This window comes from Prochlorococcus sp. MIT 1342 (genome assembly GCF_047304495.1).
In the GTDB taxonomy this organism is placed as follows: domain Bacteria; phylum Cyanobacteriota; class Cyanobacteriia; order PCC-6307; family Cyanobiaceae; genus Prochlorococcus; species Prochlorococcus marinus_D.
In genome coordinates, this window is sequence record NZ_CP138957.1 from 1,818,924 (window position 1) to 1,842,544 (window position 23,621).

Consider the following 23,621-nt stretch of genomic DNA (forward strand, 5'->3'; position numbering starts at 1 on the left):
GATTTGTGATTAATTAGACATAAGCTTTGCTTTTGATGTCAATTAGCCCGATCGAAAATTTCTATAGTGTACCAGTCCCCAAGTGCATGGTTGATATAACTGACTGAATTACCTCCTTGTACCCAGCCAGTTCGAACAGCTGCATATTTACGGTCCCATGCCAAATAATCCCAGCATCCCGTGCAACCCAACCAACCGCAGACTTTTCCCCACCTTTTTTTGTATCTGGTCCCAATTCCTGTCATCCAGTGTCGGTCCACATATTCATTACGACCCCCGCCATGCATCCATGTGCCTGGCCACAAAATTAAAATATCAAGGGGATTGTTGTTTCTTCTGGCGCTGTGCAAGTCACTCCACCATACCCATTGATCATCATCTCCTCCCCACCTATTTGCATTGCTCGTTCTTGATGTGGCCACGCTTTTAACGTCCTCCCAAAAGCTTGAAGTGGCCACGATGGTTGATAGATCCCACGTCCCGTATTCCCGATCGTAGGGAAGTTCTATCATGAGATCTCGGACGATTTCGTTAGGATCACCTCCTCTCCAGATCCCAGGTGTAGTTTTATCGTTTATATATTTTAGCTGCATCGCCATGGCCACGGGGCCACAGTCATTAGATCCTCCATAATTGGATTGACTATAGTTTGGTGCTAAGTGTGGTTGATCTATGAACTTATCATTGTTTCTGGTTCTGCAGACTCCTGCCTCCGCTCCTAGTGGAGCTGCGAGGCTTGCAATTGCAATTGTGGTTGATGCAAACAGTGTTGTTGCTGCGAGCTTTTTGAATGAAGATAGATTTTTCATGGATTGAAAGTGTTGTGGTTGCATTTAGAGGTATGAATGATTCTTTTATGACTTGCTGTCTTCTAATCTAATAGTGCCCAATTCATGCGAGTCTCCAGTTCTGAGCTTCTAGATGGTTTCGGGTACTTGAGCTTCGTGAGAGTTGAAGCGGGGAGAATTTTGCTGTTTGAGTACGAGAATCCAAATTTCTTACCCCTTGAGTCTTGGAGGAGTAGCGTTGGAGCAACAGGATTGCCTGAGATGCCTACGACTTTGAAAGTGCCTTTCTTGCCAAGTTTGGCCAAGGTTTTATGCATCCCTGGACCAAGCCCAACATAGGAAGGAATTGAGTTTCCCCCTGCATAGATATCCAAATGTGTTGGTGTTGATCCCGTTACCACATAAAAAGCTCTCCCGACCTTTTTATTCGACCTGGGTAGTGTGTTCGAGGCAAGCGCCTTGTCGCCAAACAGAATTAATGAGGGTGAGGAAGGGCTTGCTCCTCGGATAAAATTAACGGGATTTCCTGGATCTTGGCCAAAGTTTTCTTTGATAAACGCACGGGCTGCTTTGATCTGAAGCCCTTTTGTTACTTTGACTGTGCAGGCGCTTGCAAGAACAATTTCTTTGTCTCGCGCCTTAATGGATTCTTTTGTTTGGCTAGCAAGTTTATTTAGGTCTTTGCTAAGACGTCTCATGCATGCTTTTTGCTTTTGGGAAAGGCTTGGCCGGCTTCCTCGCCCGGTTCTGGTATCAACTGGGGTGCCTTGTAGTCCTGTATTCGGAGCACCCAAGTCGGGTCTCAGCTGAGCTTGTGCATTGTGACTGAGTCCTGCGCCAATCGCCAAGGTGCTTGCAGCACCTACCAGGGCAATCTGTGCCACCCTGATTTTTCCAGTTGTCATGTGACCTTGATGGGTTACCAAGATTGTCTAGACAGCGCACCTGCTTCGTTCGTCATTCTTTATCTTTCCTTTAATCTTTAAAGGTGCTGGATCGCGGCTGACACCAGGGCTACGGCTGCACTACTGATTTATCCAACACAGCCCATCAAGGTCGTAGCCACTCGTAGCCGTTGAGCATCTGCAAGCACGAAAAATCGCTCAAATCAGCTGCAGTGGCTTGAACCTTGGCTGGCTGCTCTGCTTCCCACCCTCAAACTTCAAGCCCAGCTTGTGCTCCTTGACCTCACGGCTCGCTTCACGCAGTGGTGGATGCCATAGCTCACATACACATAAAACCGCCCTGGCTCTCCAAAAAGCGTTTCGTTTTGCGGTGAGCGGCGCCGATAGCCGTGGCAGGCGGGCTCATCCTGCGAATACGCCTCCGTTTCCACAATCACACCCCACAACAGACTGGCGTCTTCTTGGCGTTTCACCAACCTGCAACCCACCAAATTCAGGACCCACTACTTCTGCAGGGCGGCAGAAGAAGGATTGAGGGAGGGCTGGGAAAAGCTTGGTGATTGACTTGGTGGCTATGGGCGTGGCTCAACAACAGAAACTGCTGACTGGTGTATCCGCAGCAACAATGTCAGAAGAGCAACTCAAAGCCTTTCTACAGAAGGTCAAAGCTGATACCAGCCTTCAAGAGAAGCTCAAAGCTGCTTCGGATGCAGCTGATTCTGATGCAGTAGTTTGTGCTATTGCAAAATAGACTGGGTTTAGTATTTCTGCTGACGATTTGAAGAAGGCTCAATTAACAGAATTATCAGACGAAGCAGACAGAGAATTATCAGACGAAGAACTGGAAGGCGTGGCTGGGGGAGCTTGGAGTAAAGGAGAGAGATTCCAGGTAACTTGCTAGCAACTCCGCTTTGGCTGCTAGCCATACTAAAAACTAAAAAGCTTAAAGCTTACACACTCAAAGCCCCTGCATTGACAGGGGCTTTTCATTTCTTCAATCACGCCAATAATCCCACAAATCAGCTTCTAATACCTGGCACCATTGCCAACAAAACAGTCATAGCTTTCGCCCATCCAGTCGCCTAATCCATCCACAAAAAATGCAAGGCAGAGCAAACAATGCCTCCGCATTCTTTAGCCCTACATCTACTCATATCCCCTCAACGCAACTGCTAAATAATTCGCTCCCTATCGCCATCACGGATGCCATTCGCCTTGCGAAATCTCACCGCAACTTGATGCCACTCCTCTGGGATTTGATTGAGCCGAACATCGAATGCAAATGGGAGTTGCTGTTGCCCTGGCGATACACGCTTTCTCTTGCTTCTATTTCTTCAAGAAGAGTTAAAACTCTGTGCCAAGCTTAAAGTTAAATGTATTGCTAATATCAGGTGATTGAAGAGCGCTATAAATTAGCCGAGCCACTAAAGACATATAAAATTTAGAATCTTTGGAAGGGAAAAACTTTAGCGTACCACTCAAATCATTTCCTGCCGCCATGCCATTAACGAATGATCCTGTCAATTGATCTTTAATTGACAGGCGAAACTTCTCATTCACATCCCATTCTATGGCAGCACCGATTGTTCCAGATGGAATGATCTCACCGCAGTATTTTCCCAATGCAATTCCATCCGAAACGTAATCGCCTGTGCTGCAACCAGAGCCACCATCAAACCAGATCAGAGAAGGGCCCAAAGAAACTCTTAAAGATAATTTCTTATGATCTAAAACCTTATAGCCAACACCAACTGAAAAAATATTCGTGTTAACACCAACATCATTGAGTGCATTATAAGTGTAATCCGTGGAGGCATATGCACTCCATTTGGGAGAAGATAAAATTCTGTCATAGCGAATAGAGAATGCGCCTTGATTGGTATCAATCGTTGACACACTTTCAGCATCTACACTCTTATCAAAGTCAAAGCTTGCCGAAGCATTCAACTCATGATCCGTGCCCTTGAAACGAGTGGAAGCTGAAATAGCATAACCAAATGACAAATCATCTCCCGTATTCGATCCATCAATGCCTACGTCAACCGAGCTGAGCCATCGCGATGGAATGGGCTCTGGTTTAATCAAAGAGGCATCAATCTCAATACGACCAAAATAAGGACTAAGCAGGACTTTGACCTTATTGCTACTTTCTTCTGGCAAGTACTCGCCACTGACCACATCTCCGTTAATCAGTTTCAATGTAAGATTTTCAGCTCGTGCATATTGAGGAGCAATCATTGCACCAATGGCAACAAAAGCATAAACCCTCTTAGCCAGCAAGGATGAAAGATAGGTCAAAGATAGGGCAAGAGCACGATTAATACTATAAACGAAAACATCTCTCTCGTAAGCCTTCTAAGCCCAGAGACTAGCCCTTATATAGTCAATTCATATGCTCACTGTCCGCCCATAATCTGAGTCCACTCCTGCAGCGATCTGAATTAGATTCAAAAGAATTGCTCCTAAACATTCAACTAAAACCACAAGCAACAGGCCCCAGCATGGCAAATAAGTCTGGAACAAACCATTCCAATCAAGAACTCATGCATCACCATTGCAAGAGAGGCCCCCTTGGTCAAAGTGAACCAATGAGGGCAAACGCTCTTGAGCCATCAACTACCGAAAGACTCCATGACTTCACAATCTGCGGTGAGAACTCTGATTCCCTCTCTTACCGTTGATTAACATCGCCAACACCTTCCTCTAAAGCTTGAATCTCTGATCGATCCGCTTCCTTGAACAACTGAACCAAGATTTTGACGCCCTACAGGCAGCTTGAAAAGCATCAGCAACTAAAGCCTCCTCTGATTGAGCTACACATTTTTTTGCGTGGCCGCCATGCTGTTGTTCAGAACCCAAGTTGTGCAACAACAAAGCCATTGGTTCAACAGCAGCAGCCAATAATCCCTCGCCAAAGCATCCCTCCCCATCATGTCTTCTACCCTGCCCGGCGCCGTCAGCAGCGTCGACTCCATTCGCCTAGCCCTGCGTAGCTGGCCAGAAGTGGACGACTATCTGAACCATTGCAAAGGCGTGATCCTGCCACTTGGCTCCACCGAACAACATGGACCCACTGGAGCAATTGGCACCGATGCACTCACCGCTGAAGCAGTAGCTCTTGAAGTCGGCCGTCGCACAGGGGTACTTGTCACACCGACCCAAGCATTCGGGATGGCTGAACACCATCTCGGTTTCGCCGGAACGATGAGCTTAAAACCGGCCACTTTGCTCGCATTGATCCACGATCTCGTGATATCCCTTGCCAACCATGGCTTCGAGAGGATCTTTGTGATCAACGGGCATGGCGGCAATATTGCCACCACTAAAGCCGCCTTTGCCCAGGCCTACAGCAGCGCCATCAGCAACGACCTACCCGTGGCATCCAAACTGCGATGCAAACTGGCCAACTGGTTTATGGCGGGCTCTGTCTTTCGAGCAGCCAGAGAGTTATATGGCGATCAAGAAGGCCAGCACGCCACTCCCAGCGAAATTGCTCTCACCTTGCACATAGAACCCAGTCTGCTCAGCAAACAACGGCCTCTACCGGAGCCAGCCCCTGCAGGACCGATCCACGGCCCGGAGGATTTCCGCCGACGGCATCCAGATGGCCGCATGGGTTCAAACCCCTATCTCGCTAAGCCAGAGCATGGTGCCTCATTGCTAGAGACAGCGGCTACCGCGTTGAGAGAAGATCTAACAAGCTTCCTTACCGCAGCATGAGCAAGATCACCGCCAAAGACGTACGCAAAGTGGCCCAGCTAGCTCGCCTAGACCTGCCAGATGATCAGATCGCGACCTATACAGAGCAGTTAGAGAAAATCCTTGCTTACGTGGCCCAGCTTGAAGAAATTGATACCACGAACGTAAAGCCCACCACTCGAGCAGTAGAAGTGGTGAATGTGACGCGTACTGACGAGGTGTCTGCGACACCAGTACGCGAAGAACTTCTAAACCTTGCCCCTCAACGCGAAGGCGACTTCTTCAGAGTGCCAAAAATTTTGGCCGAATAATCAACGTTTCTTGGGTTCTGGCAAGACAGCAGTGCGATGCAACAAACCAATCCAACGTCGCCGCCAGCGGCGGCTGGGTATCAATTTGGCTAGTGGACGCATCTTGCTACGACGTGCTGTGTGGCTACGGACGCCCAAAACGATGTCATAGAGAAAATTAAAGCCATCGGCTCGACTTTCAAAAAATCCGAGCCGCTGAGGTGATCCCCTAGCATCCAATAGAGGTTTTGTTGCTTCGTAGGCCGGCTTATACTCAAACCAGGGAATAGAAGGCCATAAATGATGAACAAGATGATAATTCTGACCCATAATTAACCAATTCATCATCCTGCTTGGATACACTCTGGCGTTATGCCAACGGTCCCGTGCAGTAAAGGGACGATGGGGCAAATAGTCAAAGAAAAGGCCCAGGGTGACCCCAACCATCAAGGCAGGGCCAAACCAACAATTATAAACAAAATTCATGAAGTCAAAATGAAGACCAGCGATCACAATTGAAACAAAAAAACCTCGCTCAAGTCCCCACTGCATCAGCTCAAAGCGACGCCATAAGCGTCGTTGAAAGAAGAAATATTCATGATAGAAAAACCGCGGCGCAATCAACCAAAGCGGGCCAAAAGTGCTGACAATGTGATCCGGATCATTGTTGGGATCATTCACATGTGAGTGATGCTGAAGGTGCACTCTTGTGAACACAGGAAAACTAAAGCCCAGCAAAATTGCTGAACCATGACCCATGGCCTGATTAATCCAAGGATTCGGATGAGCCGCCTTATGACAAGCGTCATGAATCACCGTGCCTTCCATATGCAAGGCGAAGAACGCCAATGCCACCAGAACTTGTAAAGGCCAATCACCAAAACACCACTGCCAAATCGTTAGCGCCGCTAAGCCATAACCGCCCAGGAACAATCCCACCGTGGGATTCCAAGGGGAAGGCGGATCGAGGTACTCCTTCGGCACCGTTAGCTGTTGAGAGGCCGACTTGGAGCTGGCTTCAGCCTCAACAGGATCCGGGTTGGAGAGTGCCTGAGTCATCAAATGGAAACATACCCCCTGATCAAACCAAGGGCTTTAAAAAGGATGCCCACCGGGGGACTTGAACCCCCACGACCTAAGCCACTGGTACCTAAAACCAGCGCGTCTACCAATTCCGCCAGATGGGCACGTACTGAACTCTAAACACCACTCCAGAATGGGCCTACACCGTTGTGCCAAAGATGCTGGCCACCCTCCTCGGGGAGTTCTCTCTCCTGCTCGGCCTGGCAGTACTCCTGCTACCGCTGCTTGCCACCGAACTCAGTCGCCCCCGTGACGGGCTGTGGGGAGCTGTGGTGCTCATGCTGGGGCTGGGGCTGATCACCAGCAGCGACCGCTTGCAGGGGACCCCAATGCTGGCAGTGATCTGTGGCGCACTACTCGTGAGCAGGCTCGGGGTAGAAGTCGCCCAAAACCGCTGGCAACAACTCAGTGCGGATGATCAGCAAGGGCTGATTTCTCGGGAGCGATGGACCACCAGCCTCAAGCAACTAGGAGCCTCTATCGCAAACCTGGGCAGCACCCTCCAGGGATTGATGGAACGGGTGCGGCCAAAACCCAACGCTGACCAAGACTCAGCTTTGGCCAACGAGATCACATCAGCGGAGGGATCTGAACCCAGCCCTAAATCAGAAGAAAAACCTGAGCCTCTCACCACTGAGAGCTTCAAAGAACTGTTTGCCTCACTGGCAAGCATCGGTGACAGGCTCAACGGGTTGATAGAACGGGTGCGGCCAAAAGCAAACGCAACCAATAAGAAATGGGTGCGTCCTGAACCAACCGCAGACCAAAACGCAGCACCAGCTGTTGAGCAACAGCCATCTACAAACCAACCTTCATCAGCAAATCAAAAAGCCGCCGACATTCCCCCAGCGGTGTCAACCGAGGCGGCACCAGCCGATCAAGCAAAAACCAACTCTGAACTTAAAGAAAGTTCTACGGCTCAAGCCAATACCAGCCTCAAGACATCGGTAGCCCCCAAGCAGACCGCTGAGCAACGATCAGAAGATCAGCAACCCGATGAGAGCAAACAAGCTGTTGACGTTGGCAGCACTGACTCCCCTAAAGACTCAACACACCCTGAAGCAAAGGTTCAAGAACGCCAAGAGCCGAAAGCAAGCCAGCAGCAGACTTCAACGCCACAGCAAACTGTTGACCAACAGCCAACTGAGACTCAACAGCCATCTCAAACTAAACAGCCCAAAGACATCCTCCAGGCGACTCCCACCAAGGCCCCAACAGATAGCGAGCCAAAAACAACTTCAGACACTGAAGACATTCAAGAGACACCAGCGGTAAAAACTGAATCAAAACAGCCTTCCATTGATAATCTCTCCTGCTGCAGTGACGCCGTGACCCAGGAAAAACACCCGGATGGTGTTGCACAAACCTCTTACAAGGCCACTCTCAACCTCCTGCAAACCAGCTTTGGCATGCGCGCCAATGCAAGCCAACGAGAACCAGAGTTACAAGAGTTCTGGAAGCAAAAAGGCATTGATTTACAGCTTGGCCTGAACAATCAGGGCCAAAACTTCACCCTTCATGACGGGCCGCCCTACGCCAATGGAGCCCTGCATATGGGCCATGCCCTCAACAAGGTGCTGAAAGACATCATCAACAAGCATCAAATCCTGCGTGGCCGTCAAGTGCGTTTCGTGCCCGGTTGGGACTGCCACGGCCTTCCGATCGAACTGAAGGTGTTGCAGAACCTCAATCAAGAGCAGCGCGAAGCACTCACACCACTGAAATTGCGCAAGAAAGCCGCAGCCTTTGCACGCAAGCAAGTGGAAAGCCAAATGGCAGGCTTCCGCCGCTGGGGCATCTGGGCCGACTGGGAGCATCCCTACCTAACGCTCCAGAAGGAATACGAAGCTGCCCAAATCCAAGTGTTCGGCACGATGTTTCAGAAGGGATACATCTATCGGGGACTCAAGCCGGTGCACTGGAGTCCCAGCTCCCGTACAGCCCTTGCTGAAGCGGAGTTGGAATATCCAGACGGTCACACCAGCCCAAGTGTCTACGCTGCTTTTCCAGCAGCGAAGCTGCCCGAGAGCTTGCGCACATCTCTTAGCAATCAGGGCCTGGAGCTGCCGAATAACGGCCTCGAACTCGGCCAGGCTCTGCAAATTGCAATCTGGACCACCACCCCCTGGACTCTTCCCGCCAACCTTGCGGTTTCGGTCAACGAGAAACTCGACTACTGCTTTGCATTTGACAACCAAGGTCGACTCCTACTAGTGGCCGCTGAATTGTTGCCATCGTTACGCGACACCCTCGAGCTGGAACTCACAGCTCGCGCCACGGTCAAGGGAGCCCTTCTTGCAGGTCTCATCTACAAACACCCACTACTGGATCGAGACAGTCCGATCGTGATCGGCGGTGAATACATCACCACCGAATCGGGAACTGGTCTTGTGCACACGGCCCCAGGCCATGGTGTCGACGACTTCAACACAGGCCAAAAGAACGACCTGGGCATGCTCTGCCCAGTAGACGAAAGCGGAACAATGACAAGCGAGGCGGGTCCATTCGCTGGTCTCAACGTGCTCAAAGACGCCAACCCCACCATCATTGCGGCACTTAAGGAAAAAGGTGCTCTGCTGAAGCACGAACCCTATGCCCACCGCTACCCCTATGACTGGCGAACAAAGAAACCCACCATTTTTCGTGCCACAGAGCAATGGTTTGCCTCTGTCGAAGGCTTCCGCAATGAAGCATTGACAGCCATCAACAGCGTTGAGTGGCTACCGGCCTCGGGCCGCAATCGCATGGAAGCGATGGTGCGAGAACGGGGCGACTGGTGTATTTCCAGGCAACGCACTTGGGGCGTGCCGATTCCAGTGTTCTACGAGCGAGAAGGCAATGAGGTGCTGTTGAACGACGAGACCCTTGCTCATGTCAAGGCCCTGATCACAGAACATGGTGCCGACGTGTGGTGGGAACGCAATGAAGACGAGCTGTTGCCACCGGCCTATGCCGCAGAAGCTGAACGATGGCGCAAAGGAACCGACACGATGGACGTATGGTTTGACTCGGGCTCGAGTTGGGCGGCTGTTGCCAGTCAACAAGATCGCCTCGCCTACCCTGCCGAGCTGTACCTAGAAGGCTCTGACCAACACAGGGGCTGGTTTCAGTCTTCTTTGCTGACCTCCGTAGCCATCAACAGCCAAGCTCCCTATCGGCAGGTGCTCACCCATGGCTTCGCCCTCGATGAGAAGGGCCGGAAAATGAGCAAATCGCTAGGGAATGTCGTCGATCCAGCGGTGATTATCGACGGTGGCAAAAACCAGAAACAAGAACCTCCCTACGGCGCCGACGTTCTGCGCCTATGGGTGAGCTCTGTGGATTACTCCGCCGATGTTCCGATCGGAGCCAGCATTCTGCGTCAGATCTCAGATGTGTATCGCAAGGTGCGTAACACGTCCCGCTATCTGCTGGGAAACCTGCACGACTTCGATCCCGAGCACGACGCGATTCCCGTACCAGAGCTACCCCTACTCGATCGCTGGATGCTGCAACGCACAGCTGAGGTCATGGATGAGATTTCAACGGCCTTTGATCGCTACGAGTTCTATCGCTTCTTCCAGTTACTCCAGAGCTACTGCGTGGTAGACCTATCGAACTTCTACCTCGATATTGCCAAGGACCGGCTCTATGTGAGCTCACCATCCGAACATCGCCGACGCAGCTGTCAAACGGTGATGGCTCTCATCATTGAGCGTCTAGCTGGGGCCATTTCCCCGGTGCTATGTCATATGGCCGAAGACATCTGGCAGAACCTGCCCTACTCTGTAGCGGAAGACTCTGTCTTTCGTAGGGGATGGCCCACGGTCCCAGAGACCTGGCGAGACCCCTCAATGATGGCGCCAATGCACCAGCTACGTGAACTGCGCAGCGCCGTGAACCGCGTTCTAGAAGACTGCCGAAGCCAAGGGGAGCTGGGTGCAGCACTTGAAGCAGCTGTCCGATTGGAAGCACACAGCGACGCCCTCCAGGAAGCACTCGACTGGCTCAGGCAACAAGGAGATCCCGATGTGGATGGATTGCGCGACTGGTTGCTGGTGTCTCACTTACAAGTAGGTGGTGAACCATGGGCAGAACTACTGGCAAGTCAGGACAACACCTTGGCGACGATCGAGGTTGCCAGAGCTCGCGGTAGCAAATGCGAACGTTGTTGGCACTACGAAACTGATGTCGGCCAGCACACGACACATCCCACCCTTTGCGGTCGCTGCGTGGGCGTGCTCGAACATCAATAAAAAGGGGTCTCAACTACATCCACCCCCATCCATCACAACCATGTCACGACCAATGTCATCAGCACTGAGCCTCTGCATAATCAGCGATATCCAGAGGCTTATCCAAGTCAGCGCGTTGATGACATCAGCTCACAACCAACACACACACATCCAGAACGGCAGTCATTAAACATTCTGCTTGAAAAAGTAAAACTAAGAACATCGCAAGGGAGCCCACAAATCATTCAATCGAGCAGTGGATTCAATGATCAAGCCTCCATCAAAAAGCTCCGGTAGCAGAATCCGGTAAAGGCATAGGGTCAACCTCAGGCAAACCAGATAGAAAAGATGTCTCTTCTTTGCTGGCCTGCTCTAAAAGGCCTGCATTCGAATTTGCATTAGCTTCTGCGGAAGGTGATCCACAGATAACCGCAGCAATACAAATTGCAGTAATCAGCGTAAAGAACTTGTCGGTAATCAGCTCGGCTTTGTCGAATATCATTGTCCTGATTTGGTTGTGAGGGCAACCTGTCCTCGATGCACATAGCTTCTCTGCAAGTTCTCTGTGTTGTGTTGACGCGCCGCAAGACCCGAGGTGATTTTGCTCACAACTCCTCTATCGCATCAAAGGCAATAGGGTCAGAATTCACCAGCAACCCGACCCTGACGGGGAAGTCGCACCAGAAGCCACTGCAGCAAGCCCACGACATAAGCCACCAAGGCCACAAAACCAATAAATGCGGCGACCGCTTCCGTCCACTGTCCACCGAAAACGAAATCGAACAGTCGCTCCGCAACCCGATGCAACCCCTGCGGAGCCTCAAGCCAGACGCGACAATTAGCCCCTGCAACGTCCTTGACGCAAGCAAGACTGGTTGACGCCATAGCCGCCGCCATTAGACCGAATCCGCTCAGAGCCCAGCGCCAAATACGCACCGTTAATGGCAGAGGCCGCCAGGGGGGTAAATCGGCAAGCTCCTCATTAAGGTCGACCCAAAACCAAACTGAAGCCACCATCAACAAGGGGGCAAGAAAGGTCGTCAGATAACCAATAGGCCTTTGATCGGTCAGCAACAGCACGCTGATGGCTAGCAAACTGGCAATCTTCCAATAGATGGTCAGTAAACGCACCATCGAAGCCTCCCGACGCACCGAAGCCCAGATCAACAAAACAAATGGCAGGCCCAGTGCAAACATTGCCGCAAGGCGGTAGGTCAGCCAGACCAGAGTGCGATAGGGGAGTTCAGGCACTTAGGAGGTTCGTGAAGGCGTCATTATCAATGCTGGCCTGAGTTCCGTCAGTGTTGTTAGGGTCCAATTCATGGAGCCCTTCTCTCCGCTCAATTGGTTCAGACGCAGCTCATCCCAGGCCAGCTGCCGAACGGCATTGTCCAGCCAACCTTCCCTTGAAGCTGCGGTCAACGAGGTGGCGGCAGCCCTGGCAGGGGGCAGCTCGGCCGATCTAGCACTCGTCTTTGCCTCCACCCACTACGCCAGCGATCTACAGCGATTGCTGCCTTTATTGCAGCGTCAACTGAAAGCAACCCACTGGTTGGGGTGTGCCGGTGGAGGCGTGATTGGCACCACACCCAAAGGGAATGCCTCAGAGCTCGAAAAAGAACCTGCTCTCAGCATCACCATGCTGCAGCTGCCAGGAGCCATTCTCAAGCCCTTCTGCCTTGAAACCCAGTCATTACCAGACCTAGATGGACCAGCTCAGCACTGGCAAGAATGGGTTGGCGCTGATCCTTTCAATGCCCGCAGCATGTTGCTGCTTGTGGATCCCAGCTCACGCTCCATCAATGATCTCATTAGCGGCCTGGATTACGCCTACCCAACCACGACCAAACTCGGTGGCATTGCCGGCCCTCATAATGCACCTCATGGCTCCCTGTTCTTTGACGACCGCGTTGTCACGGGCGCCGTTGGCTGCAGCTTTGGGGGCGACTGGAATCTGGAAGTCGTGGTCGCACAGGGTTGCAAACCGATTGGTCCTGTGTTCGCCATTGAACAGGTACAAAAAAATATTCTTTTGGAGCTCAGTCACGAAAACCAGCGGGCCAGTCCGATGGCCTGCCTACAACGCGTGTTAGATGATCTCTCAGAAGAAGAACGAGAGATGGTCAGGCATTCACTTTTTTTAGGAATAGAACGACGCGATCTGGTGTTAGCAGGAACCGGAGCACCTCAGCCTCAAGGAGCTTTTTTGGTGAGGAACCTGATCGGAGTAGATCCCAAGAATGGTGCCGTTGCCGTCGCCGAGCAAATAAGAGCTGGCCAAAACGTGCAATTTCAGCTGCGGGAAGCTGAGGCCTCACGGCAAGAATCTGAGCAACTGCTCGGTGCCGCAAGAGAGCGCAATACCAGCCCCCCTCTCTTCGGCCTATTAATGGCTTGCCTCGGGCGAGGACATGGCCTCTACGGCGTACCCAATGGTGATGTACACATCGCACGCAAACTGATGGCAGAACTACCTATCGCTGGAGTGTTCTGCAACGGTGAAATCGGCCCTGCCGGAGGCGTTGGCGCTACCCACATTCACGGTTACACGGCCTGCTGGGGTTTGCTTAGGCATGACCCCTCTGCCTCGGAACCAGCCAAATCGGTCTAAGTGTGCGCCAGCACGTCAATCCCCTCAGCCGTTTCTTCCAACTTCCAAGGCCACTGCCAAGCCCGGAAGAAATGTTTGCGCAATCCAGCCGCCCTCTCCATCTCGACATCGGTTGTGCTCGAGGTGGCTTCCTGTTAAGCCTGGCTCCACTTCAACCAGAGTGGAATCATGTGGGTGTTGAGATTCGCCACCCGCTTGTGCTTTCAGCGGAAAGGGATCGCCAAGAACTCGAACTCGACAACCTCCGCTTCTTGTTCTGCAACGTCAATGTGAGCCTTGAGGAATGGCTTGATGCCCTGCCTAGAGATCAGCTGCAATGGGTGTCCATCCAGTTCCCAGACCCCTGGTTTAAACGTCGTCATCAGAAGCGCAGGGTGCTGCAACCCTCCCTGTTAATCGCCTTAGCAACAGCCCTGCAACCAGGCCGTGAACTCTTTATCCAGAGTGATGTGCTGTCTGTTATCGAGCCGATGGTGATGCTGATTGAACAAAGCAACTGTTTCGAGCGTTCTAAAAATGATTCCCATGCCTGGCAAAAGGCCAACCCACTGCCCGTGCCGACGGAGCGAGAACGTTATGTGCTCGATCAGGGCCTACAGGTTTACCGCAGGCTCTACCAACGCAACGACCAACAAGCTCCTGAACTGTCCAACCTCGAAGCTTTATTGCAACAGGTCGATAATCCCAGTGAAGAAGAACATAGCGACTGCTGATGCCTAAGACTGCGGCCCCACAGCCCCTTCTACTGCGCTGGCAGGGACGCATTCCCTCCTCTGAGGCGATGCAAATGCGCTTGCAGTGGATTGCGGGGTTGCTGTTGATGATGCTCCTAGCAACCCTGCCCATGCTGACTCGAACCGGACTTGGACTAACAATCCTCGCGGCCGGAGCGTTATGGATCATCTGGGGCTGCGTGACACCAGCTGGCCGAATTGGAAGCATCAGTAGCTGTTTACTTGTGTTTTTCGCTATTGCATGTCTCGCCACAGGGTTCTCACCCGTTCCATTGGCAGCTGCCAAAGGATTGATCAAACTCATCAGCTACCTGGGGGTGTACGCACTGATGCGACAGCTACTAACCACCAGTAGCGACTGGTGGGATCGCCTGGTGGCTGCCCTCCTAACCGGCGAACTGATCTCTTCTGTGATCGCAATCAGGCAGCTCTATGCCCCTGCTGAGGAAATGGCCCACTGGGTAGATCCCAATTCAGTGGCTGCAGGGACAGTGCGAATTTATGGTCCGCTTGGTAACCCCAACCTGCTAGCCGGCTATCTCATACCCATCCTGCCGCTGGCCTTAGTAGCCCTACTGAGATGGCAAGGCTTGGGAGCAAAGCTTTACGCGATGGTCGCTCTAGGGCTTGGTATCACAGCAACCCTATTCAGCTTCAGCCGCGGTGGATGGCTAGGCATGCTTTCCGCTCTAGCTGTGATTTTGGTGCTGCTGCTGTTGCGCAGTACCAGCCACTGGCCTCTCGTCTGGCGTCGTCTGCTGCCCCTAATCGTGATTGTTTTAGGCACAGCCATGCTGGTGATAGCCGCAACCCAGATTGAGCCCATCCGCACCCGAATCACAAGCTTGATCGCAGGGCGAAGTGACAGCTCTAACAACTTCCGCATCAACGTTTGGCTATCAAGCCTTGAAATGATTCAGGCACGCCCGTGGCTGGGTATTGGCCCTGGCAACGCTGCCTTCAACAGGATCTATCCGCTCTTTCAACAGCCCAAATTCAACGCCCTAAGTGCCTACTCTGTTCCCCTGGAAATCCTTGTCGAAACCGGACTGGCTGGCCTCATTGCATGTCTCGCTCTAGTAATTACCGGCATGCGCAAGGGCCTCGCTGGCCTCAACTCAAATCATCCGCTGGCCCTCCCCGCTCTAGCAAGCCTGGCCGCCATCGCTGGGCTTGCGGTTCATGGCATCACAGATACCATTTTTTTTCGACCTGAGGTTCAACTCGTGGGCTGGTTCTGCCTCGCCACACTGGCCCAAACACAGCCAGAACAAAAGCAACTCCAACAGACAGAGTGAACCGCCTTTTCCTTGCAGGCTTTGATGCAGGCCAAACCCAAACCCGATGCCGCCTAAGCCGCTGGCATCAAAATCAATGGTTGCCGATTGCAGAGGGCCTCGGCAGCGGCGTCATTCACCTGCACGCCTCTGACGGTGAAGAACACTTTGAGAAAGCACTGCGAAGCAGCTTCAGCAAGGCTGTCGGCAATGCTGGATTGAGATCTGAAAAAGCTCTGATCTCTGCAGCGGCCGTCGGAGCAAGCGGAATAGAACATGACACCCCACTGCAAGAGCAAGCGCAGCACTTGCTCGCGCGTTGTCTAAACATCCCATCAAACCAATGCCTAGCAACTGGGGATGAACGCACTGCCCTGCATGGGGCCTTCCCCCAAGACGCAGGCATTGTGTTGATCAGTGGCACCGGCATGATCTGCATCGGGCGAAACGATCAAGGAAAAGAACAACGCTGTGGCGGCTGGGGTTGGCTACTTGATGAGGGTGGCTCAGCTCAAAACCTCGGACAAAAGGGGCTACAGCTCAGCCTGCGCATGGCCGATGGCCGCATCCCCGATCGACCTCTACGCGAGAAACTCTGGCGCGCTCTCAATTGCTCATCGGCAGCAGCTATCAAAGCCCTTGTTGTGCAACCCAGTTTCGGTGCTGCCGGGTTTGCTCAACTAGCGCCACTCGTCGTTGCAGAAGCTCAGGTAGGCGATAAGGATGCCATCGCAATCCTTGAACAATCAGCCCACTCCATCGCCGAAGCGATCGCAGGAGTTGCCCAAAGCCTTGAGTTATCGGCTCCCAAGATCTGTGGCAACGGCGGAGCCTTTGAACATCTACAACCCTTTCGCGAGCTGATCGAGCAAGCCATTGCCAAGCGACTGCCTACTGCAAGCTGGATCAAAGGCCAGGGGGATGCTCTGGATGGTGCTCTGCAGCTTGCACTCCGCCAACTCAAACGCAACCCCGATTGAGGTGTTGCTCGGCAAGGTCGGCCAACTGTGCTGTCCAGAACTCCACGGCAGCAGAATCCGCCGCTTCAATCATCACTCTTAACAACGGCTCCGTTCCACTCGCCCTTACCAAGACTCGGCCGTCTTCACCCATGGCTGCTTCTGCCGCCAAGACCGCCTCCTGCAGAGGCTCACAATGCTGCCAACCCATACGTCGTTCCAAATCAGGAACGCGCACATTGACCAACTTTTGTGGGAACGCCTGGAAACTCTGATCCAACCACTCACCAAGACTCAGCCCCCTGCCATGACAGAGAGTGGCAAGCTGCAAAGCAGTGAGCACACCATCACCACAAAGGCCATGAGCTGCTGAAAGGATATGGCCAGACTGTTCACCACCTAAAGCAGCATTGCTCTCCACCATGGCGGCATAGACATGCTGATCACCTACCGGCGTGCGTTCAAGAACCCCACCTCTTTGCTGCCAAGCCCTCTCAAATCCGAGATTCGACATCACCGTGGACACAAGCCTTTGTTGAGGTAAAGCCTGCCGATCCTGAAGGTCTGATCCCCAGAGGTAGAGCACATGGTCACCATCGACGACGCGACCGTGTCCATCCAAAGCCAGCATCCGATCAGCATCCCCATCAAAGGCAAAGCCCATGATCGCGCCGCGCTCAATCACAGCTCGACGCAACGGCTCGAGCTGGGTAGAACCACAACCGACATTGATGCGCCTGCCATCAGGTTCACCATGCAACACAGTGAGATCAGCCCCAAGGGCCGCAAACACCTCAGCACCACAGGCTGTTGCCGCTCCCCAGCAGAGATCAAGCACAATGGGCACGCCATCCAGGCGTTGATGCAGCACTGAGGCAAGCAGGGCATCGCGATAGTGGCTAAGAAGCTCGTTGCGCTGATAAGCAGGGCCGCAACCCGTGATCGTTGGTCGACCTTTGTCACCAATGGCCTCGCCGCGAAGCCCCGCTTCGATGAGACCCTGCTTTGCTGGGCTTAATTTGGCACCATCGGCCCCAAACACCTTGATGCCATTGTCTTCAGGTGGGTTATGACTTGCTGAAACCATCAAACCGCCTGCAGCACCAAGCTTGCGAATTAATCCAGGCACAGCTGGGGTGGGACATAAGCCCAAGGTCCACACTTCCCGACCTGCAGCGGTTAAACCAGCCGTTAATGCCGAGGCCACCATGGCCCCACTGCTACGGGAATCCATCCCGATCAACACCGGGCCTTGATCAGGCAACACCTGACCACACCAGTAGCCCACCTGCAAAATAAACGCAGGCGTCAGCAACGTTCCGACCCGACCGCGAATGCCATCTGTGCCGAAGCTGGCCTGGGCCGTCCCGAGGGGAACACCTAAGGGGTCAAGAGCAGCAAAGACCATCAGGTCTCAAAAGTGGACTGAAGGTTAAAGGGCATGCGCCTGAGACTCAAGCGAGAGGGGACATGATCGAAGACAGTCTCAACGCCAAAAGCATGAGAGCCCAGAGCAAAGTGACGGGTTCAGGCACGCTTCAAACCACAACCAAAGCCACAATCCATCAAGGCCGCAACGGCATGGGCCAAAACCAGCACAATCCCTCAACGAATCATGCCGCTTCCGCAACGGGTGCACACTCAGAGCGGTGAGCCTGAGCAAGCGGCATCAATCCTTACGAAGACTGCATCACACAACTGAACTTCATCACCACAGAATGCCAACAGTTTCTGCTCTGGCGTGATCGCGAGCCCCTTTCGCGGATTCCCTCTACTCGGAGGTACAGCCCTACTCAGCTTGGCGGCAAGCCTCGCTGGGCAAGCCCTTTTAAAACCACAGCTCAAGCGACTTACGCCAAGAATGTCGCAAACAGAGCTCTGGCAGGCCTATCGCTGGTCAATCGATCCCCAGCAACGCCGAGATGCCTCATTGCTGCTCGTGAGCAAGACAAAAGGATCAACCCTTAGGCATCAGAGGCTGTTGGCCGGCCAAGGCTGGGGGAACAGCCCCTTAGCAGCCGTTGCCATCAAGCTGCAAGCCCAAACAGCCGAGCGTCTTGGGGAAAAACCAAAGGCCACTCATCTTTGGCAAAGCCTGCTGAAACGTTTTCCAAACACGACGACGGCGGCTGATGCGTATTACAGCCTCGGGCGCCATAACCCTGAACTGCGTCAGCAACTCCTTCAGCAACATCCTGCTCATCCAGCGGCACTAGCCAGCGCAATTGAACTGGATACCAGCAACAGTCGCCATCAAAGAGCCATTCATCTCACGCGTTGGGGGGTCTTCTGGCCAGGTGCCGCAGAAGTCCTACGCAGCGCCTGCAGCGCTCCGGCAAGGAACGGACATTCAAACCAAGAGCGACAAGAACTAGCCCTTGGTCTTGCACAACTAGGCGACGGCAGAACAGCCCTGAGCTGCCTACAAGAACAACCTCCTGATCCTGCAGCAGCCCTAGCCATTGGCCAGACACTGCTCCGAGGCAATAAGGAGGAACAACTCCAGGGCGAATCTCTGCTCTTGAAGCTGGCTCAAGACAATCCAGAGGCTGCTGAAAGCCTTGAAGCGGTGAGCCTCCTCAGTGAACCTCTTCATCCGAAGGCGACTCTGCTGAAGTCCTTGCCGCCTGCCCTTGCTGATCGTTCCCCCAGCGTGGCGGCAGCCCGCGTACGCCTCGAAAATGGGATCCAAGCAGACGAGGTGTTTCAACGCTGGCCTGATAGTCCTGCTAGCTGGCAACTGCAATGGGATCTGAGCCGAGACGCTCTGCTGAAAGAGCAATGGAACAAGGCCCAATCGATTCTCGAAAGCATCCCAACCCAAAAATTGCCGGAGCCCCTCGCCGCTAGGCAACAGTTCTGGATCGGATTCACTGCCTCCAAACAGGGTCGCAATCGAGAGGCCACTCAGATCTGGGAAAAGCTGCTCCGATCCCATCCCAATGGGTACTACACCTGGCGCGCCCAGGCACGCCTTGGTCGAGCTGGCCTTCCTGCACTGCAAGGGCAACCCGTATCAATTTCGAACACTGAGCTCCCATCCTGGACCCCACTAGGCAGTGGAGAAAAGCTTGTAGAAGAACTCTGGCGACTTGGTCTCGCAATGGAGGCCTGGGAAACGTGGCGGACTCTGAGGGTTGAAGTCGATCGCGCACAACATGATCCCAACACCAGGATGGTGGAAGGGCGGCTCAGGATGGCCGTCGGCGATAACTGGACGGGGCTAAGTCAGCTCTGGCGAACAAGCCTGCGACTCGTAGGAGAGGACTGCCACACACGCCAACTGCTCCATCACAGCCAACATCCATATCGCTTTTGGCCTGAGATCAAAAAAGCGAGTCACCGCAGTGACGTCCGAGCTGAACTATTGCTGGCCATAGCAAAGCAAGAATCACGCTTCTCGCCAGGCGTGGAGTCTCCAGTAGGCGCAATAGGGCTGATGCAACTGATGCCGGAAACAGCGGCAGAACTCAGCGATAGCCCTCTGAACAAGCAAGTGCTGTCCACTCCTGAAACCAATATTGAACTTGGGGCCCGTTACCTAGCAATGCTGCTGAAGCAATGGCAAGGCAATCCATGGCTGGCAGTGGGCAGTTACAACGCAGGGCCCGCTGCAGTAGCCGACTGGCTAACCCCAGAACTGGCTGCGGACCCTGAGCTCTGGGTAGAACGAATCCCTTACCCAGAGACACGCCTGTATACAAAAAAGGTTCTCGGCAACCTCTGGAGCTATTTAGGCCTATCAAGCAAAAAGCTTTGCGAGACTGGGATGTAAAGGCATAGAGATCTGCTGGCCAATCCATATCCCGCCAAGCAAAATCAACCCCAGAGCAATCGCCATCACAACCGGTGGTGGAACCACACGAATGCGAGTGAGATCCAAGCGCGCAAGCAATATCGCAGAAGCAAGGATGAGAACATCCGCAAGCAGGCTCAAGTGCAGTAGGTACAGGCCAGCGGTGATCACCAACAACAAAACCACCAGCAAACTGATTGCACGACTGGCAGCCATCAGCAAGGAGACCTGACGCAAGATCAGATCCGGCATCGTGCAAATCACGACCAACACGACCGCCTGAAGGAGCTCAACAACCCAGAAGAGCTCAACATCAATACCGAGGCTGTCTATCTGCTCAGACTGAAGCAACGACCAATGGTTGCCCATAACGACCGCCACCCCAAAGAGCAATAGCAACGAGGGGGCACGAAAGGGCACAACGAGGAGACGCAGCATCAGCCTCAACGAATGGTGAAAAGACGCTTCACTTCTGAACAGTTAGCCCATTGAAGCGAGCAACAACAACAAAACAGACCTGCCAAAGTGCATCGAGAATCTTGCCCAATCATGACCGGAAGTTCCCCGTCTTCCACTCTCGGCCAAGGCCAAAGGTTGATCCTGCTATTCACAGCATTGGGATTAGCAGTCGTTCTTTTCCTGCTGCGGGGCGGCCTCAATGCTGAGGCACCGCTCGAGCAACTGGCACGGCGCTCCCTCGACCCAGATGTCGCACTCACCAATGGTCGACCGACCGTGATCGAATTTTATGCTGACTGGTGTCAAGCCTGTCGTGAAATGGCCCCAGCCATGCTCACAACGGAACGTGAAAGGGAAAACCAGCTCGACGTTGTGCTGGTAAACGTCGACAACCCCCGCTGGCAAGACCTTGTCGATCGCTACGACGTCAACGGCATTCCCCAGCTGAACTTCTTCGATAACAAAGGCAAACTGCAGGGTCTCTCACTGGGTGCACGCACTAAAGAACAACTACAGCAATTAACTGACGCTCTGATTCAAAACCAACCACTCCCCAAGTTCGCCGGTGTAGGCGCTATCAGCAACCTGAATGCATCACAAGAACGAACAGACAAGCAAAAAGATTTAGAGGCTATTGGGCCAATGAGCCATGGCTAATCAATCAATCAATTAATTAATCAATTACGATGAGCCATTACATAAGCCACCCTTTAATATGATTTTAGCTCAAATAGGTTAAGAAAAATATCCACACGGCCCGCCACGCACCACTCCTATCAACCTTGCCTGTGGCGACAATCGAGCCAAAAAGATATCAAAATTTCCTTACTAAACTCTAGTATTATTACTGCTTGCCCTTAGCTTCCTCGCTCACCATTTGAGCGATTAGCCACTCCAATCGGACCTCTTTTTACCCACAGCCTCTATTATTTTCTAAGGCCAGACAAAAGCAAAATCCCTATTGCAAGATGAATAAATACTCCTGGCCACAAAAGAACACCAATTAAATCTTGGCTCACACCAATAGACGCTAACAAAAGGCCAACAGCAATATTATAATAACAAAGAGATCTTCTCGGATTTTGCATCGGCGCATGGCTTGAAACTTCCCAGCACGCCCCGCCAAGAGCAATGATTGCCAATGCAAATAATCTTGCAATACCTACCAGTTCAGTGACTAGCGTATAACCAAAAAGTAGTGAACAAAATTTAACAGGCAGAACAAGAGCAAAAATCCCACCAAGAATTTCAAAGCCCGCAGAAAACCTGAACAGCAAAGAAGTCCGTCTCATGGAATTAAGTTGCAAAAAATCTCATCTTTAACCTTGAAGCAGGCTAATACTGAACGCCAAAACTCCTACACAAGCAGCGAGAACGACAGCACTAACCCAAAAGACAAAAGAGTTGCCAAACTGTCCCCATCCACCAAGATAATCACCTGAGGTATTAACTTCCACCTCAGGAGGTGCGGATTTTGGCTGCTTGTCTGACATACGTGGGGGATGAGATCAGTGGCTTCACTCTATCAATGTCTACAAAATCAAAAAGATCTGTTGAGAGCAGACATGCATTCAACAGATCTTTTTCTTTCAAATCCTGGCGAGAGTGACGCGTTCTGGCTGATGTTGATATTTACCCTGGCGATCGCTGTAGGTGGTATCGCAGGGATCACCCTCGAAGAAAAGAAGCTGACAAATGCCTTCATTGGCATAGATACGGCAATCAGCTCCAGAACTATTGCTGAATTCAAGCGTGAGATGCCCTTCCCAACTGGCTTCGGCGGGAGTCGTATTAACGATGATGCCAAGGCGGGCATAGGTACTCTTACCTAAGCAAATGACAGTGATATTTGATGGCACCTTCATCTTCTCCAGCGCCACACCGAGACCATAAGAATGAGCCGGCAGGATGAAATACTCGCCATCCTCGTCCTGATGCAAAGGGGTGGATTCGAGATTTGCAGGATTAAATCGCTTCGGATTCATCACCGTGCCTGGTACATGGCGAAAGATCAAAAACTCCTTCGCAGAGAGCCTTAGGTCATAACCAAAGGAAGAACAGCCAAAGCTCAGTACAGGCCGTTGATGCTGCTCAGGATCAAGATGTCGAATCAGTCCGGCTTGAAAGGGTTCAAGCATCCCTGCTGCGGCCTGTTCGGTGATCCAACGATCGTTTTTAAGCATTAGAAACCACGACGCAACTCAGTGACCTGATCAGCCATTGCCATCAGGATCGATGGCATGACTGAGCCAGTCAAGATGACATCCATCGACCCGGGGCGCTGTTCCAGAGTTGATAACACATCAGCCTCATCGAGATAACCAAGAGCAATCGCCAGACCAACCTCATCCAACACCATTTGATCCAAATCACTCGCCAAGATGCGATCCCGACATTCCTGCCAAATGGCCTCCACGGCCTCAGGCGCGCTGGAGTCAACGGCAAGCGTTGAAGCAGGCTCAGATAGACAGCCAGGAACCGCCGGGCGCAGCCACTCAAGTCGCCCACATAGGCGCACACGTCCATCTGGGCCTTGATCTACTCCTCCCTTGAGGAACTGAGCAACCAACACACGACTTCCCAGCCCAGCCGCTCTTAACGCCTGACTCAAGACAACAGAAAAACTGCCTCGATAGGGGGCTGTATAAACCTGAAGCTGCCCTTCAGGAGCTACCAGATGCAGCAAACGCCTATCAGCAACTACTGCCAAAGACCGACTCCCATCACTCTCCTGCGAGCGATGGTCCGTCATGCACGGATCCACGGAGCGATGACTAGGGCTCAGGCTGGCAGTCATAAAAGTCTC

Annotated in this window: 23 protein-coding genes, 1 tRNA gene and 2 pseudogenes; 12 read left to right on the plus strand and 14 right to left on the minus strand. The window is 52.6% G+C overall.

All coding sequences use genetic code 11. From position 1 onward, the window contains the following. Positions 1-38: 38 nt before the first annotated feature. From SIB79_RS09405 to SIB79_RS09415, 3 genes and pseudogenes are all read right to left on the minus strand, one after another. Positions 39-809, minus strand: a complete 771-nt coding sequence (locus SIB79_RS09405) for a hypothetical protein (protein WP_155724712.1) — start codon at positions 807-809, stop codon at positions 39-41. Between the two features lie 62 nt (positions 810-871). Beyond that, on the minus strand, positions 872-1,693 hold the full coding sequence (locus SIB79_RS09410; protein ID WP_063405043.1) for a hypothetical protein: 822 nt from the start codon (positions 1,691-1,693) through the stop codon (positions 872-874). 260 nt (positions 1,694-1,953) lie between these two features. Beyond that, positions 1,954-2,269: pseudogene (locus SIB79_RS09415) on the minus strand (DNA-3-methyladenine glycosylase); the annotation flags it as partial. A gap of 49 nt (positions 2,270-2,318) precedes the next feature. On the opposite strand from SIB79_RS09415, the pseudogene SIB79_RS09420 reads away from it, so the two are divergent. Beyond that, positions 2,319-2,594 (plus strand): annotated as a pseudogene (locus SIB79_RS09420) (Nif11-like leader peptide family natural product precursor). Between the two features lie 443 nt (positions 2,595-3,037). Here SIB79_RS09420 and SIB79_RS09425 read toward each other — a convergent pair. Beyond that, positions 3,038-3,991 carry a DUF481 domain-containing protein gene (locus SIB79_RS09425; protein ID WP_413681076.1) on the minus strand — a complete coding sequence of 318 codons (954 nt, stop codon included), beginning with the start codon at positions 3,989-3,991 and terminating at the stop codon, positions 3,038-3,040. Positions 3,992-4,449: 458 nt separating this feature from the next. On the opposite strand from SIB79_RS09425, the gene SIB79_RS09430 reads away from it, so the two are divergent. Genes SIB79_RS09430 through gatC form a run of 3 tightly spaced genes read left to right on the plus strand, consistent with a single transcriptional unit; the run spans position 4,450 to position 5,703 of the window. Next, a complete protein-coding gene (locus SIB79_RS09430; RefSeq protein WP_413681077.1) occupies positions 4,450-4,686 on the plus strand; it encodes a hypothetical protein in 237 nt (78 codons plus the stop codon). Further along, positions 4,625-5,413: a creatininase family protein gene (locus SIB79_RS09435; RefSeq protein ID WP_063405035.1), complete on the plus strand. Its 789-nt coding sequence runs from the start codon at positions 4,625-4,627 to the stop codon at positions 5,411-5,413. The genes SIB79_RS09430 and SIB79_RS09435 overlap by 62 nt, the downstream gene beginning before the upstream one ends. Beyond that, entirely contained in the window at positions 5,410-5,703 is a 294-nt protein-coding gene (gatC, locus tag SIB79_RS09440) for an Asp-tRNA(Asn)/Glu-tRNA(Gln) amidotransferase subunit GatC (RefSeq protein WP_011827016.1), read from the plus strand. The genes SIB79_RS09435 and gatC overlap by 4 nt, the downstream gene beginning before the upstream one ends. Here the strand turns inward: gatC and crtR are convergent, their stop codons facing one another. Then, on the minus strand, positions 5,704-6,741 hold the full coding sequence (gene crtR / locus SIB79_RS09445) for a beta-carotene hydroxylase (protein WP_063398908.1): 1,038 nt from the start codon (positions 6,739-6,741) through the stop codon (positions 5,704-5,706). Positions 6,742-6,787: 46 nt separating this feature from the next. Continuing rightward, a tRNA-Leu gene (locus SIB79_RS09450) sits at positions 6,788-6,869 on the minus strand. Between the two features lie 1,224 nt (positions 6,870-8,093). Between SIB79_RS09450 and ileS the strand changes: the two genes are divergently transcribed. Continuing rightward, a complete protein-coding gene (ileS, locus tag SIB79_RS09455) occupies positions 8,094-11,000 on the plus strand; it encodes an isoleucine--tRNA ligase (RefSeq protein ID WP_063405417.1) in 2,907 nt (968 codons plus the stop codon). 259 nt (positions 11,001-11,259) lie between these two features. Here the strand turns inward: ileS and SIB79_RS09460 are convergent, their stop codons facing one another. Together SIB79_RS09460 and SIB79_RS09465 are read right to left on the minus strand one after the other, a co-directional pair. After that, positions 11,260-11,481 carry a hypothetical protein gene (locus tag SIB79_RS09460; RefSeq protein WP_063405033.1) on the minus strand — a complete coding sequence of 74 codons (222 nt, stop codon included), beginning with the start codon at positions 11,479-11,481 and terminating at the stop codon, positions 11,260-11,262. A 137-nt stretch (positions 11,482-11,618) separates the two neighbouring features. Further along, positions 11,619-12,230 carry a DUF3177 family protein gene (locus tag SIB79_RS09465; protein WP_063405032.1) on the minus strand — a complete coding sequence of 204 codons (612 nt, stop codon included), beginning with the start codon at positions 12,228-12,230 and terminating at the stop codon, positions 11,619-11,621. 70 nt (positions 12,231-12,300) lie between these two features. Between SIB79_RS09465 and SIB79_RS09470 the strand changes: the two genes are divergently transcribed. The 4 genes from SIB79_RS09470 to SIB79_RS09485 are packed head-to-tail and all read left to right on the plus strand — an operon-like array spanning position 12,301 to position 16,581. Then, positions 12,301-13,590 (plus strand): FIST N-terminal domain-containing protein, encoded by a 1,290-nt coding sequence (locus SIB79_RS09470; protein ID WP_063405030.1) that lies wholly within the window; start codon positions 12,301-12,303, stop codon positions 13,588-13,590. A 2-nt stretch (positions 13,591-13,592) separates the two neighbouring features. After that, complete coding sequence (gene trmB, locus SIB79_RS09475; RefSeq protein WP_063405028.1) at positions 13,593-14,303, plus strand: tRNA (guanosine(46)-N7)-methyltransferase TrmB; 711 nt, start codon at positions 13,593-13,595, stop codon at positions 14,301-14,303. After that, positions 14,303-15,622, plus strand: coding sequence for an IctB family putative bicarbonate transporter (locus SIB79_RS09480; RefSeq protein ID WP_063405026.1), 1,320 nt, complete (start codon positions 14,303-14,305; stop codon positions 15,620-15,622). Before trmB ends, SIB79_RS09480 begins: the two co-directional genes overlap by 1 nt. Next, on the plus strand, positions 15,619-16,581 hold the full coding sequence (locus tag SIB79_RS09485; protein ID WP_063405025.1) for an N-acetylglucosamine kinase: 963 nt from the start codon (positions 15,619-15,621) through the stop codon (positions 16,579-16,581). The genes SIB79_RS09480 and SIB79_RS09485 overlap by 4 nt, the downstream gene beginning before the upstream one ends. On the opposite strand, the gene glmM is transcribed toward SIB79_RS09485, so the two are convergent. After that, positions 16,562-17,968: a phosphoglucosamine mutase gene (glmM, locus tag SIB79_RS09490; RefSeq protein ID WP_063405023.1), complete on the minus strand. Its 1,407-nt coding sequence runs from the start codon at positions 17,966-17,968 to the stop codon at positions 16,562-16,564. The two genes, SIB79_RS09485 and glmM, sit on opposite strands and share 20 nt — an antisense overlap. A 62-nt stretch (positions 17,969-18,030) precedes the next feature. Here glmM and SIB79_RS09495 point away from each other — a divergent pair, with 62 nt between their 5' ends. Then, complete coding sequence (locus tag SIB79_RS09495) at positions 18,031-18,213, plus strand: hypothetical protein (RefSeq protein WP_063405021.1); 183 nt, start codon at positions 18,031-18,033, stop codon at positions 18,211-18,213. A gap of 88 nt (positions 18,214-18,301) precedes the next feature. Continuing rightward, positions 18,302-20,335, plus strand: coding sequence for a transglycosylase SLT domain-containing protein (locus SIB79_RS09500; RefSeq protein WP_063405019.1), 2,034 nt, complete (start codon positions 18,302-18,304; stop codon positions 20,333-20,335). Here SIB79_RS09500 and SIB79_RS09505 read toward each other — a convergent pair. After that, the gene (locus SIB79_RS09505) at positions 20,303-20,794 is read right to left on the minus strand and encodes a hypothetical protein (RefSeq protein WP_063405017.1); all 492 of its coding nucleotides are present in this window, start codon (positions 20,792-20,794) and stop codon (positions 20,303-20,305) included. The genes SIB79_RS09500 and SIB79_RS09505 overlap by 33 nt on opposite strands. Positions 20,795-20,905: 111 nt before the next feature. On the opposite strand from SIB79_RS09505, the gene SIB79_RS09510 reads away from it, so the two are divergent. Next, positions 20,906-21,472: a thioredoxin family protein gene (locus SIB79_RS09510; protein WP_063405015.1), complete on the plus strand. Its 567-nt coding sequence runs from the start codon at positions 20,906-20,908 to the stop codon at positions 21,470-21,472. A gap of 269 nt (positions 21,473-21,741) precedes the next feature. Here SIB79_RS09510 and SIB79_RS09515 read toward each other — a convergent pair whose 3' ends face one another. The 4 genes from SIB79_RS09515 to SIB79_RS09530 form a co-directional block, all read right to left on the minus strand. Beyond that, positions 21,742-22,107: a hypothetical protein gene (locus SIB79_RS09515; RefSeq protein ID WP_236072718.1), complete on the minus strand. Its 366-nt coding sequence runs from the start codon at positions 22,105-22,107 to the stop codon at positions 21,742-21,744. A 27-nt stretch (positions 22,108-22,134) separates the two neighbouring features. Next, the gene (locus tag SIB79_RS09520; RefSeq protein WP_155724711.1) at positions 22,135-22,308 is read right to left on the minus strand and encodes a hypothetical protein; all 174 of its coding nucleotides are present in this window, start codon (positions 22,306-22,308) and stop codon (positions 22,135-22,137) included. A 96-nt stretch (positions 22,309-22,404) separates the two neighbouring features. Further along, the gene (gene dcd / locus SIB79_RS09525; protein WP_011131195.1) at positions 22,405-22,998 is read right to left on the minus strand and encodes a dCTP deaminase; all 594 of its coding nucleotides are present in this window, start codon (positions 22,996-22,998) and stop codon (positions 22,405-22,407) included. Further along, positions 22,998-23,612, minus strand: coding sequence for a cob(I)yrinic acid a,c-diamide adenosyltransferase (locus tag SIB79_RS09530; RefSeq protein WP_063405010.1), 615 nt, complete (start codon positions 23,610-23,612; stop codon positions 22,998-23,000). Before SIB79_RS09530 ends, dcd begins: the two co-directional genes overlap by 1 nt. Between the last annotated feature and the right edge of the window lie 9 nt (positions 23,613-23,621).